Below are 12,449 nucleotides of genomic sequence, written 5' to 3'. Positions count from 1 at the left end.
CATACAATGGACAACAAAAAGAGCAGAATCCAATCGAAACGCGACGGGCTTTCGCGCCGCAACGTGCTGGAGCTGGGCGCGCTCGGCCTGGCGGCAGCGATGCTGCCGGGCAGCGCCTTTGCCAAGACCAAGAAGCTGAAAGTGGCGGCGATCTTCGCCACGCCGATCGAGGAGCCGTGGGACAACCAGATCCACGTTGCCCTGCAGAAGGCCGAGAAGGAACTCGGCATCGAATACAAATGGTCGGAGAAGGTGCAGACCGCCGATTTCAGCCGTGTCATGCGCGAATATGCGCAGGGCGGCTATGAGCTGGTGCTGGGCGATGCCTTCGCCGCCGAGCGCGAATCGCGCAGGACCGCCAAGCAGTTCCCGAAGACCGCCTTCCTGTTCGGCTCCGGCGCCGGGCCGGCCGAGCCGAATTTCGGCGTTTTCGACAACTGGATCCACGAGCCGGCCTATCTGTCCGGGATGATCGCCGGAAAGATGTCGAAATCGGGCACGATCGGCGCCGTCGCGGCGATGGGCATTCCGGAAGTGAACCGGCTGGTCAACGCCTTCTTTGCCGGCGCCAGGGAGGTCAATCCCGACATCAAGAAGAAGGTCGCCTTCATCGGCTCGTTCTTCGATCCGCCGAAGGCAAAGGAAGCTGCGGTCGCCCAGATCGATGCCGGCGTCGACGTGATTTACGCGGAGCGCTTCGGCGTCATCGAAGCGGCGGCGGAGAAGAAGATCCTCGCCATCTCCAACATGTCGGACCAGTCGAGCCTCGGCCCCGACACCGTGATCACCGGGCCGGTCTGGGACATGTATCCGACCGTCGAGCAGGCGATCAAGCTGGTCAAGGCCGGCGTCTTCACCGCGCAGGATTACGGCGATTTCTCGCGCATGGCCAAGGGCGGCTCCTACCTCGCGCCCTACCACAAGTTCGACAAGACGCTGCCGGCCGAGGTCAAGGAACTGGTCGAGAAGAAGAAGGCAGAGATCCTCGACGGCAATTTCCGCGTCGATGTCGATGAGAATACGCCGGTCTCGGATTAGAGCTCTGTCTTTTGGGGTTGGTGCTTGTCGCACCCCCCTCTGGCCTGCCGGCCATCTCCCCCTCAAGGGGGGAGATTAGCAGCTTCGCCGACAGCGCCCTCCTCTTCAGCGTTGACGATTTGCGAAAGCAGAAGTGACATCCGATCTCCCCCTTGAGGGGGAGATGGCCGGCAGGCCAGAGGGGGGTGCGACGAGCGCCACCCGCAGGTCCAAGCTGAATCGTAAGCCAATTCCGATCGGGAGCACCCTTGTCAACGCCTGCCCCTCTCATCGAAATGCGCGGCATCTCCAAGAGCTTTGGCGCCGTCAAGGCGAACGAGGCCGTCGATCTCAGCGTCGCGCCGGGTGAAATCCTCGGGCTGCTCGGCGAAAACGGCGCCGGCAAGACGACGCTGATGAACGTGCTGTTCGGCGCCTATGCGCCCGATGCCGGCGAGATCCTGGTGCAGGGCCGGTCGGTGGCGATCAACAGTTCGGCCGATGCGCTGGCCGCCGGCATCGGCATGGTGCACCAGCATTTTCATCTCGCACCGCGGCTTTCGGTGCTGGAGAACCTCTTGATCGGCATTCCCGGCAGATCGGGCCGGATCGACCGCGCCGGCGGGCTGGCGCGGCTCGCCGAGATCGGCCGCCAGCACGGGCTGACGCTCGACCCGGACCTCCCCGTCTCGGCGCTGTCGGTCGGCGAGCAACAGCGGCTCGAAATCGTCAAGGCGCTGTTTCGCGGCGCCCGGCTGCTGATCCTCGACGAGCCGACGGCGGTGTTGGCACCAACCGAGGTCGACGGGCTGTTTTCGGCGCTGCGCTCGATGGCGGCACAAGGGCTCGGCATCATCTTCATCTCGCATAAGCTCAACGAGGTGCGAGCGCTGACGCATCGCTGCGTCGTGCTCCGGCATGGGCGCGTTGCCGGCCGCGTCGATGCGCCGGCCAGCACCACGTCCTCGGAGATGGCGCGGCTGATGTGCGGCCACGAGATCGTGCCTCCGGCCAGAGGACCGTCGATGCCCGGTGCGGCCGTGCTGACCCTCGACGGTATCTCGACATCGCATCATTCCGGCGTGGTGCTGCGCGATGTTTCGCTGTCGGTTCGCGGCGGCGAGATCCTTGGCATCGCCGGCGTCTCCGGCAATGGCCAGCGCGCGCTTGCCGAGGTCATCTCCGGCGTGCGTGCGCCCGATGCCGGGAAGATGACCATAGCCGGCAAAACGGTTTCGCGGTTCTCGCCGAGCACAGTGCAGGCGCTCGGCCTCGGCCGCATCCCGGAAGACCGTATGACGACAGGGCTGGTCACCAATCTGCCGCTCGCCGATTCGATGGTGCTGCCGCGCATCGGCACGGCGGCGTTCAGCCGCAACGGCCTGCTCAAGCCGGATGCGATCCGCGCCTTCGCCGAGGCACAGATCAAAGCCTACGATATACGTTGCCCCGGGCCGATGACGCGCGCCGGGGCGCTTTCCGGCGGCAATCTGCAGAAGGCGCTTTTGGCGCGCGAACTCGCCTTCGATCCGAAGGTGCTGATCGTTTCGCAGCCGACTCGCGGCCTCGACATCGGCGCCGCGCGCTTCATCCACGAAAAATTCCTCGACATGCGCGCCAAGGGCTGCGGCATCGTCGTCATCGGCGAGGATCTGGAAGAGTTGCTGATGCTCTCGGATCGTATCGCGGTGATGTATGAGGGCCGCATCGTCGGCACGCTGAACAGCGCCGACGCCAGCATCGCCAGACTCGGGTTGATGATGACCGGAGCGGAGGGCCATGCCTGATGTTCCGTCTCGAGGTCCGCACCTCAACGCCCGCCTGGTTCAATCTGGCGCTGCCGCTGCTCGCCATCGGCGCGACGCTGATCCTGTGCAGCGGCCTCATTGCACTGGCTGGCGCCGGGGTGATCGAGGCTTATGGCGTTATGTTTTCGGCGTCGCTGGGCGACAGCTACGCCGTCACCGAAACGCTGGTGCGTGCCACCCCGATGATCTTCACGGGACTTGCCGTGGCAGTCGCCTTCCGCGCCAAATTCTGGAATATCGGCGCCGAAGGGCAATTGCTGGCTGGTGCGGTGGCGAGCTGTGCCGTCGGTGCAATCCCGATGCCGGGGCCGCTCGCCATGCTGCTGATGGCGCTGGCGGGTGCCGCCGCCGGCGCGGCCGTCGCCCTGATCCCCGCCACGCTGCGGGTAAAATTCAGGGTCGATGACGTGGTCAGCTCGCTGCTGCTCAACTCGGTCATTTTCTACGCACTGATGGCGCTGATCGAGGGGCCATGGAAGGACAGTTTCAGCGGCTACCCGATCTCGCCGCCGATCGAGGATACGGCCAATTTTCCGGTGCTGCTCGAAGGCACGCGGCTGCATCTCGGGGTCGTCGCGGCGCTGGTCGCCGCACCGGTCATCTGGTTCGTGGTCGCGCGCACCACGCTCGGCTTCCGCATCAGGGTCACCGGCGAAAACCCCGAGGCGGCGCGCTATGGCGGCATCAATGTTGGGCGGGTGCTGATTTCGACGGCGCTGCTGTCTGGCGCATTGGCCGGCCTTGCGGGCGTCGGCGAGGTCGGCGGCGTGCATTTCCAGGTGATGAGCGACATCTCGCCGGGCTATGGCTATTCCGGCATCGTCGTCGCCATGTTGGCGAGGCTCAATCCGCTCGGCGTCGTGCCGGCGGCGATCTTCCTTGCCGCGGTGATGACCGGCGCCGAGGCGATGTCGCGGGCGACCGGCGTTCCGGCCTTCCTCAGCGATGTCATCCAGGGAACGGCGCTGCTCGCCATGCTGGTGGCGCTGCTGTTCACCGCCTATCGCATCCGTCGCGTCGGAGCCACCAAATGAGCGTGGTGCTGGAACAGATCTTCCAGGTCGGCTTCCTGGCCGCCATCATCCGCATCGCCACGCCGCTGGCCTTCGCGACGCTGGGCGAGATGTTCTCCGAGCGCGCCGGGGTGCTCAATCTCGGCATCGAAGGCATCATGCTGTTGTCGGCGATGACCGGCTTCACCGCGGCGAGCCTCAGCGGCAGCCTTTGGCTCGGCGTGCTCGCCGCCGTGCTGACCGGGGCGCTGATGGGCGCCGTGCACGCGCTGTTCACGGTAGCGCTCGGTCTCAGCCAGCATGTCTGCGGCATCGGCGTGACGCTGTTCTCGTCGGGCCTTGCCTATTTCCTCTACCGGCTGATCTTTGGCCAGCAATCGGTGCCACCGAACATCAAGGGGTTCGAGACGCTGCCGATCCCGATACTGTCCGACATACCGGTGCTTGGGCCGGCGGTGTTCAACCAGTTTTCGCTGGTCTACATGGCGATGCTGTCTATTCCCCTGGCCGCCTTCGTGCTCTACCGCACGCCGTGGGGCCTGTCGGTTCGCATGGTCGGTGAAAACCCGCGCGCCGCCGATTCGGCCGGCGTCAGCGTCATCGCTACGCGCTTCCAGGCGGTGATCCTCGGCGGTGCCTTGATGGGGCTGGCCGGTGCCTTCCTGTCGATGGCGCAGTTCAACGCCTTCACCTTCGGCGTGGTTTCGGGGCGTGGCTGGGTGGCAATCGCGCTCGTCGTTTTCGGCCGCTGGGATCCGTGGCGATCGGCAGGCGCGGCACTGCTGTTTGCCTTCGTCGATGCCCTGCAGTTGCGCATGCAGGCGAGCGGGCTTGGCCATATCCCCTATGAGGCCTTCCTGATGCTGCCGTTCATCTTCACCATCGTCGCTATGGCGGTGATGTCGCGCAATGCGGTAGCCCCGTCGGCGCTGCTCAAGCCGTTCCGGCGCGAAGAGCGGTAGCGGCGCTTCGCCTTTCACATCGCGGTGAAGCCGTTATCGACGAACAGATGGGCGCCGTTGACGAAGCTGGCCTCGTCGCTGGCCAGGAACAGGGCTGCCTTCGCGACCTCTTCCGGCTCGCCGATCCGCCCTTGTTGCGCCGCCATTGCCGCGTCGGAGACATCGACGCCGAGTTTGTCGAGATCGGCGACCTCGCGCAGGCCATGCGGTGTCCTGATGAAGCCTGGACAGACCGCATTGCAGCGGATGTTGCGGTCGCGGAACTCGACGGCGATGGCACGCGCGAACATATGGCAGGCGCCCTTGGCGGTGTCGTAAAGCACCTCCATCGGCGTCGCCGCCACCGCCGAGATCGACGAGGTGCAGACGATGGAACCGCCGCCGGCGGCGATCATGCCGGGCAGCACGGCACGCGTCATCAGGAACATCGAACGCACATTGAGACGGCATGCAGCCAGTCCCATTCCTGCAGCGTGGTCTCCAGGAAGGGTTTGATGACGAGGGTGCCGGCGTGGTTGAACAGAACCGTGAACGGGCCGAATTTTTCCGTCGCGCCCTTCACCGCCGCTTCGACCTGCGCCTCATCCGATACGTCGGCGACCCAGTGCTCGGCGACATGGCCGCGTTGCCTGATTGCCGCTGCGGTGGCCGCCGCCGCTTCGCCGTTGCGGTCGACGATCGCCACCTTGGCGCCCTCGGCCGCGAAAAGCTCCGAGGCCGCACCGCCCATTCCCGTCGCGCCGCCCGAAATGATGGCGACCTTGCCGGCCAGTCTTGTGCCCATGGTTTGCTCCCTGCTGCCTTGCCGTGACGTCGCGGCTTTCCGCTGAAGCGATGCTATCCCTCATCCATTGGATGGCCAAGGAGCCACAGACACATGGACCTGACGTTTCTTGCCGTCACCCCGGCATGCCGCGAAAGGCAGCGCTAAGCAGTAAAAGCACTAATTTGTCCGCCGTTTGGAGAAAATTGTTCTAAGGATCGCGCGAAAATAGCACTCGACAAAGTCTACTGATTTTATAGATTAAGCGCCGAGACGGAGGTCGATATGTCCTATAGCCAGAACGCTCAGACTGCCCGCAAAGGCCAAAGGCTGGGTTCCGACCAGGTGTGGCGGCCGGCCTATGCCGGCGCTTTCGCCTATCTCGTCTTTGCCCTTGCGTTTGTATTCACCGGGGCAGTGGTACTGGGGCTTATCCCCTGATTGTCAAGGCTCTGATCATCGAGGCTTCCTCGGGATAGCGGCCTGCCGTTTGCAGAAATTCCGGAGTTGATGAACCGAATGCCGGTGCGCTTTTGCGCGCCCTGATTCCAACGTGATGGAGGAGATGGCAATGCCAATCGAGTTCACGCATGTTCCCGGTAAGATCCACGCTGCCGACGCCAGCTTTTTCTACGACTATGTCGAGACCGCGACGAAGCTGTCACTGATCGAGGATGCCGGATTCCGGAAGATCGTAATCGACGACCAGGCCGGGCTGCTGACCAATATGGACCTTGCCGCCCAGACGCTGGACCGGACCTCGTCCCTGGAGGTCGTGCTCACGCATTGGGCAGGCGTGATCGAACCAACCGTGGCGGCGCGGCAGCTCGCTGCCCTCGACGCGAGAAGCGGTGGCCGGCTGTCGCTCAGGATGCTCAGCGAGCCGCTGAGCGACGACGATGCCGAGGCACGTCCGGCCGGCCATACGGTGGTCTGGCAACGCATCGATGAATATCTGGTGCTGCTGAAGCGGTTGTGGTCGAACGACAGGCCGTTCGACCATGAAGGCACCTTTTACAGCATCAAAGGCGGCTATGTGCCGCGCAAGGGGCCGCATGGTGCCGATGTGACCATCCGCATGGGCGGGCAGTCGGGCACTGCGCTCAGGGTCGCGGGCAGGCATGCGGACGTGTTCGAGCTGGCGCCTGGCTCGCTTGCAGAAATCCGCCAGTCAATGGAGCGCGTACGCGGCGCTGCTGCCGAACACGGCCGGGCCGGCAAGCTGCGTTTCGCGCTTCCGGTCCAAATCCGTACGGAAGACAAACCGGCCGCTTCCTGCCAGAAGGCGCTCGAACTTGCCGGGCCGCCGGCGCAGGTCGCGCTGTCGCTGCTTTCTTACGCCGCTTTGGGGATCAAGGAGTTCATGATCGTCGGCGTCGACAGGCCACGCGAGATTGCGACCGCCGGCCGCGAGGCGATCGCACTGCTGCGGAATTCGCTGGCACGGCGCGAGGCCGATGTCCCTCAGCCGGGGGCGTTTGCGTCACGCGCGACACAAGGAGCGCGCGCCGGCTGCTGAAGAGCCTCCGTCGTCCCGCGCCTTGGTGACGGGTCTACCACCATTCCGGGAAAGCCGCGTGAGCCGCCCTGGCCAGCGTCGGTATTTCCTGATCGGGAACGGAGCTGTAGGGCCAGAGCAGTCGTGGGCCGAGCGGCGCCCAGCCGCCGGCCGCCGCCATCGCCTTGTCGAGTGCTGCATCACCGACATTGTAACGGGTGCGAAACGGTAGGACATGTGCGGCGAGGAAGGCCTGTATGCGGGCCTCGACCTCGGCAGCGGCGGCCATGTCGGTGCGGATCATCTGCCACCACTGCACCGCGCCCTTCGGGTTGAGGCAGGCAACGTTGGAATAGCTGCCATGGGCCCCTCCAGCATAGCCTGTTGCCAGCGTGTGGCCGGGGACGAAGACGGAAAATCCGTCCAGTTTGCGGCGCATGTCGGCATACCAGCCGGCGTCACCGCCCGGCAGCTTGGCGCCGACCAGCGATGGCACGGCCACACGCAGACTGGCGATGCCGTCGAGCGTCAGGTGGCGCTTGGCGTGCGGCGGATTGTAGAGCACCAGCGGCGTTTCAGGCGCGGCGTCGCACAGGCCGCCGGCAAAGCGCATGACCTCGTCGTCGCTGGGCGGCCACCAGTCGGGCAGCGTGAACTGCACCGCCGCCGGGCGAAGTCCGGCGACCCGCGTCAGTCGCTCCAGCGCGACGCGCGGATTGGACTGGCTGATGCCGATCTGGAAAGGAAGGCGCGCGCGGCCGGCTATGGTTGCGACCAACTCACAAAGCCGGTCGAATTCGGGCTCGGTCTGGCAATGGAATTCGCAGGCCGTGCCATTGGAATAGACGCCGTCGACGCCTGAGGCGCAGAGCCGGGCGATCGTCTCTTCCGTCGCCTGCCAGTCGATCGCTCCGCGATCGTCGATGGCCAGCATCACCGCGCCCCAGATGCCGCGCGGTGCGTGTGCGGGCAAGCGGGCCAGATGGTCGTCGAGGTCAGCGTCCACCGGCGATCTCGTGTTCGCGGCGGGTTTCGTTCGACGCGAAGGCAGCCTCGATAATGGCGATGATCTTGCGCGCATAGATGCCGTCGACCGGCACCGGCGTGTCATCGGCAATGGCATCGCGCATTGCGCTCCATTCGCGCACCAGCGCGTTATGCATCCAGTTCGGCTCAAAGGAACCGGGCAGCTCGGTCCAGACCGTCTCGCGGCCAAGCATGGTGCCGCGATCCATGTCGATGCGCAGCGTTCCCCGCTCGCAGACCAGATCCATGGCATAGGTGGTGGCGCCGGTGCGATAGCCGACGCTCTGCACCTGGCCGATGCCGCCGCCGGCGAAGCGCAATCCGAGCAGAGCGCTGTCGTCTGCTTCCTGGTCATGGAACTTGGCGCCGAGCATGCCGCTCACCGACACGACATCGTCATCCATCAGCCAGACCAGACGATCGACCGCGTGGATGCCGGCCGTCAACAGCATGCCGCCGCCGGTCGCCTTACGCAGATGCCAGTCGCGGCGATTGTGCTCCATCCACAGCTTGATGATCCAGCTCGATCCGGCGAGCGGCCGGCCGAGCTCGCCTTCCTCCAGAATTTGCCTGGCCGCCATGCAGGGCAGGGCGAAATGCATGAGGTGGGCGACCATCAGCTTGACGCCACCCTTGGCCACGGCGGCGTTGATCGCATCGCAGGCAGCCACCGTCGGCGCCATCGGTTTTTCGAGCAGGATATGCTTGCCGGCCTTTGCCGCGCCGATGGCCATTTCGGCATGGAGATGGTGCGGGCTGGCAATGAGGACCGCATCGACCTCCTTGTCGTCCAGCAGCCTTCGCCAGTCCGCGTAGCCGCGGCCGCCATGTTCAGCGGTGAATTGCTGCAGTGCGTCGGCATTTCCTCGAGAGGCGGCGACGAGGCGAATGCCGCCAACCTCACGGATTGCCCGCGCATGGGCTGCGCCGAAATCGCCGGCGCCGATAATTCCTATTCCAATCATGGTCCTGCCTTTTGATAAGCGGCGTCGATCAGCGACATCGCCGCAACATAATCTTCGATGGACACCGGCGGAGGCGCCTTTCTGGCCAGCCGGTCAAGCGTATCGCGCATGAACAGACGATAGCGCGTTGCCGGCAGTTCGACCGGCAAGTCGACGATTGCCGCGTCGTCGAGCGTTGCGCAGATAACATGGTCGCCATGATCGATGAGGGTGGCATTGGCACTGACGATGCGCCACTCGAAGTCACCGCCGGGGCGCATCGAAGCAAAGGTGTAACCGGCCTCGACGATGAACAGCGCGCCGGCCTCGTCTCCCAGCACCAGAAGTGCGTGATCCTCGACCGGGCCGGGATGGATGCGGTTCGCGATCGAAACGCTTTTCAGGCCGAGCTTGCCGGTTGCGAGGCTGAGTGCCGCGTCGACGCCGTGTATGCCGAGATTCCTCAACGCACCCCCGCCACCAACCGCCGGGTCGAGCATCCAGGCGACACCGTCGGCGATGTAGCGTTGCGGCGGGCCGTTGACCAGCCGGAACTGGCAATGCGCCACGGGGCCGGCGCGATCTTGCCGGCGCAGCCGTTCAAGGCCGGCAACGGCCGGCCCGAAACGGTTGGGCAGGGGAACAGCGACAAAAGCCTGGTGCTGCCTGGCAAGGTCGCGCAGCGCCATCAGTTCCCTCGTATGGCTGGCCGCCGGCTTCTCCAGGATCAGCGGTATCCTTGCCGCGATGATCGCACGTGCCCGCGCCGGCACCATCGAAGGGTGCCCCATCAACAGGATCACATCCGGCGGGCTGGAGAGTATCTCCTTGAAATCTTCGATAAACGGCAGGTCGTGGTGCGCGGCGAACGCTTGCGCTTGGCCAGGATCCTCGTCCCAGATACCGGCGATCTCCGTGCCGTAAAAGCGTGCGGCGTCGAGGTGTATTTCGGCGTGCCAGTGGCTCGAGCCAGCGAGGGTAATCTTCATTCGGAGGCAGCAGGTTTGTTATGGGCTTGCAGGATATCCTACAAGTGGCTATACGACAAGCGGCGGGCAAGCTTCAGCGGATGATGAAAGCAGTGGGATGGCGGAACTGAAGTCGATCGAACCGTTGAGCAGACCGCCGCTGCTTCACGTCACCGTGCAGGAAAGCCTCAGGGCCTATATCGAAAGCAACCAGCTCAAGGCAGGCGATCCCCTGCCGCCGGAGACGTTCCTGGCGCAGCGGCTCGGCGTCGGCCGCAACTCCGTGCGGGAAGCCATCAAGGCGCTGGAATCGATCGGCATCCTGGAGACGCGACGCGGCATCGGCGTGTTCGTCAAGGAGTTCTCGTTCAAGCCGCTGCTGGATAACTTGGCCTACGGTTTGCAGGATTCGCTGCGCGATGTCGAAGAGCTGCGCGAAATCCGTCGCGTGCTGGAAACCGGCCTCATCGACAAGACGATCGAGATGATCAGTGCCGAGGACATCGAGGCGCTGCGCCAGTTGACCGAGCGCATGCGGCAACGTGCCGAGCGCCATGAGAGCTTCGCCGAAGAGGACCAGCAATTCCATCAGCTGCTGTTCCGCTGCCAGAACAATCACATGCTGAGCGCGCTGATCGACATCTTCTGGACGGCGTTCAACAAGGCCTCGAATTTCACCAATCTCGATAATCCGACGCCGCTGGCGACATGGCGCGACCATCATGAGATCGTCGAGGCTGTCGCCGCCAAGGACGTCGACCAGGCGCGTCGGCGGCTCGACGACCATTACCGGGGGATCCAGCAGGTTATCGCAAAAAACCGAACAAGCTGAAGAACAACCTGACTATGCCAAGGGAGGAAACCATGCGTATCAGGACCATCGCATTCTCAGTCGCCGGGCTGCTGCTCGCCAGCATTGCCCCATTGACCAGTGTCCAGGCACAAAGCGCCAAGACCATTGCGGGCGGCTTCGACGTCGGCCCCGGCGGTTTTCCCAAGAACTTCAACCCGCTGGTGGCGACCGGCGGCTACACCTGGCTCAGCACCTATTTTGAACCGCTGGTCATCTACAATGCCGGGCTGGCCGATATCGAAGGCGACCTCGCCAAGGACTACAAGATCAGCGACGACCAGCTGAGCTATACGTTCAACCTGGTCAACGAGACCTGGCATGACGGCAAACCGTTCACCTCGAAGGACGTCAAGTTCACCCTCGAGCTTGCCAAGAACAAGGCCTCCGGCAGCCTGTTTGCCGCCCGCCTCGCCAACATCGCCTCGGTCGATGCCCCGGATGACCACACCGCAGTGGTGCAGCTATCGAAACCGAACGGCTCGTTTCTATCCATCCTCTCGCAGCTGATGATCCTGCCGGAGCATGCCCTGGCCGCTCTGCCGCCGGAATCGCTGGCGACAAGCACCTGGTGGTCGACCACTCCGGTCGGCACCGGCCCGTTCAAGTTCAAGCGCTACGTGACCGACCAATATGTCGAACTGGCAGCCGATGACGATTATCGCGGCGGCAAGCCGAAGGTAGACGTGCTCATCAACCGCTATTTCGAGTCGCCGGCGGCGGCCGTTGCCGCGCTCCGTGCCGGCGAAATCCAGTTCACCTATGTCGAGCCCGACGATGCGGCATCGTTCAAGAGCGACAGCAATTTCAAGGTGATCGAAGGTGCCTCGTACGTGGTCAACTATATCGGCCTGAACCAGAAGGTCGACCTGTTTAGGGATATCCGTGTCCGCCAGGCGATCATGTACGCGATCGATCGCAACGCCATCATCGACAGCCTCTACGGCGGTGCCGCCGAGCCAGCCAATTGCGGCTATGTCGCGCCGCATCTCGTTCCCGCAGGCCTCGAACCCTATGCCTACGATCCGGCAAAGGCCAAGGCGCTGCTGAGCGAGGCCGGCTGGGACAAGATCAACGGCGACAAGCCGATCACCTTGCTGACCTATTACGGCTCGCCGCAAGCGGCCAATGTGATGGCCGCTGTCCAGTCGATGCTGGCCGAGGTCGGCATCAATGTGGTGCCGCGGGTCGTCGATACGCCGACCTACAACGGCATCGTCTACAAGCAAGGCACGCCGGACTGGAACGCCTTTCCGATGGTCTATGCCGGCCTGCAGAACGGCCCCAACCCGGCCGGCCTCAATCCCGGCCTCAACAAGTCGCAGATCCCGCCGGCAGGCTTCAACACCATGCGCATCGAGTTCGACGATCTGAGCACCGCATTGGACGCCGCGCTAGGCCAAACCGATCCGGCCAAGCTCGATCAATCCTGGCAGGGGGTCTGCAAGGTCATGAACAAGGAGCTACCCTGGGCGACGTTGTGGGTGGCCAACCGCTATGGCGTAGCCTCCAACAAGCTGCATGACTTCGTCTGGACGCCGGCGCCGGGCGGCGGCCCCTACGCAGCTCACCCCGAGCGCTGGGACATCCAGTAAGAAAC

The 12,449-nt window shown here is 64.3% G+C and carries 11 protein-coding genes and 1 pseudogene; 8 read left to right on the top strand and 4 right to left on the bottom strand.

Features of this window, described 5'->3' with window-relative positions; all coding sequences use genetic code 11:
• The first annotated feature begins 6 nt into the window (after positions 1-6).
• The 4 genes from NKI18_RS29190 to NKI18_RS29175 all read left to right on the top strand — a co-directional run bounded on the left by NKI18_RS29190 (position 7) and on the right by NKI18_RS29175 (position 4,800).
• Positions 7-1,038 carry a BMP family protein gene (locus tag NKI18_RS29190; protein WP_352620593.1) on the top strand — a complete coding sequence of 344 codons (1,032 nt, stop codon included), beginning with the start codon at positions 7-9 and terminating at the stop codon, positions 1,036-1,038.
• Positions 1,039-1,313: 275 nt separating this feature from the next.
• The gene (locus NKI18_RS29185; RefSeq protein WP_502900790.1) at positions 1,314-2,804 is read left to right on the top strand and encodes an ABC transporter ATP-binding protein; all 1,491 of its coding nucleotides are present in this window, start codon (positions 1,314-1,316) and stop codon (positions 2,802-2,804) included.
• Complete coding sequence (locus NKI18_RS29180; RefSeq protein ID WP_352620591.1) at positions 2,804-3,859, top strand: ABC transporter permease; 1,056 nt, start codon at positions 2,804-2,806, stop codon at positions 3,857-3,859. Before NKI18_RS29185 ends, NKI18_RS29180 begins: the two co-directional genes overlap by 1 nt.
• Positions 3,856-4,800, top strand: coding sequence for an ABC transporter permease (locus NKI18_RS29175; RefSeq protein ID WP_352620589.1), 945 nt, complete (start codon positions 3,856-3,858; stop codon positions 4,798-4,800). Before NKI18_RS29180 ends, NKI18_RS29175 begins: the two co-directional genes overlap by 4 nt.
• Before the next feature lie 14 nt (positions 4,801-4,814).
• Here the strand turns inward: NKI18_RS29175 and NKI18_RS29170 are convergent.
• Positions 4,815-5,584, bottom strand: a pseudogene (locus NKI18_RS29170) (SDR family NAD(P)-dependent oxidoreductase).
• A 264-nt stretch (positions 5,585-5,848) separates the two neighbouring features.
• Here NKI18_RS29170 and NKI18_RS29165 point away from each other — a divergent pair.
• Together NKI18_RS29165 and NKI18_RS29160 are read left to right on the top strand one after the other, a co-directional pair.
• Positions 5,849-6,004 carry a hypothetical protein gene (locus NKI18_RS29165; protein WP_023678176.1) on the top strand — a complete coding sequence of 52 codons (156 nt, stop codon included), beginning with the start codon at positions 5,849-5,851 and terminating at the stop codon, positions 6,002-6,004.
• A gap of 130 nt (positions 6,005-6,134) precedes the next feature.
• Positions 6,135-7,082, top strand: a complete 948-nt coding sequence (locus NKI18_RS29160) for an LLM class flavin-dependent oxidoreductase (RefSeq protein WP_352620588.1) — start codon at positions 6,135-6,137, stop codon at positions 7,080-7,082.
• 34 nt (positions 7,083-7,116) lie between these two features.
• Here the strand turns inward: NKI18_RS29160 and NKI18_RS29155 are convergent, their stop codons facing one another.
• Genes NKI18_RS29155 through NKI18_RS29145 form a run of 3 tightly spaced genes read right to left on the bottom strand, consistent with a single transcriptional unit; the run spans position 7,117 to position 10,020 of the window.
• Positions 7,117-8,067: a dihydrodipicolinate synthase family protein gene (locus NKI18_RS29155; protein ID WP_352620586.1), complete on the bottom strand. Its 951-nt coding sequence runs from the start codon at positions 8,065-8,067 to the stop codon at positions 7,117-7,119.
• Positions 8,057-9,052 (bottom strand): Gfo/Idh/MocA family protein, encoded by a 996-nt coding sequence (locus NKI18_RS29150; RefSeq protein WP_352620584.1) that lies wholly within the window; start codon positions 9,050-9,052, stop codon positions 8,057-8,059. Before NKI18_RS29150 ends, NKI18_RS29155 begins: the two co-directional genes overlap by 11 nt.
• A complete protein-coding gene (locus NKI18_RS29145) occupies positions 9,049-10,020 on the bottom strand; it encodes a Gfo/Idh/MocA family protein (protein WP_352620583.1) in 972 nt (323 codons plus the stop codon). Before NKI18_RS29145 ends, NKI18_RS29150 begins: the two co-directional genes overlap by 4 nt.
• A 97-nt stretch (positions 10,021-10,117) precedes the next feature.
• On the opposite strand from NKI18_RS29145, the gene NKI18_RS29140 reads away from it, so the two are divergent.
• Together NKI18_RS29140 and NKI18_RS29135 are read left to right on the top strand one after the other, a co-directional pair.
• Positions 10,118-10,831 (top strand): FadR/GntR family transcriptional regulator, encoded by a 714-nt coding sequence (locus NKI18_RS29140; RefSeq protein ID WP_352620582.1) that lies wholly within the window; start codon positions 10,118-10,120, stop codon positions 10,829-10,831.
• Positions 10,832-10,863: 32 nt separating this feature from the next.
• The gene (locus tag NKI18_RS29135) at positions 10,864-12,444 is read left to right on the top strand and encodes an ABC transporter substrate-binding protein (RefSeq protein WP_352620580.1); all 1,581 of its coding nucleotides are present in this window, start codon (positions 10,864-10,866) and stop codon (positions 12,442-12,444) included.
• The last annotated feature ends 5 nt before the right edge of the window (positions 12,445-12,449 follow it).

It is taken from the genome of Mesorhizobium sp. M0800 (assembly GCF_040320095.1).
GTDB lineage: Bacteria > Pseudomonadota > Alphaproteobacteria > Rhizobiales > Rhizobiaceae > Mesorhizobium.
This window is presented reverse-complemented; position numbering and strand designations above follow the sequence as displayed.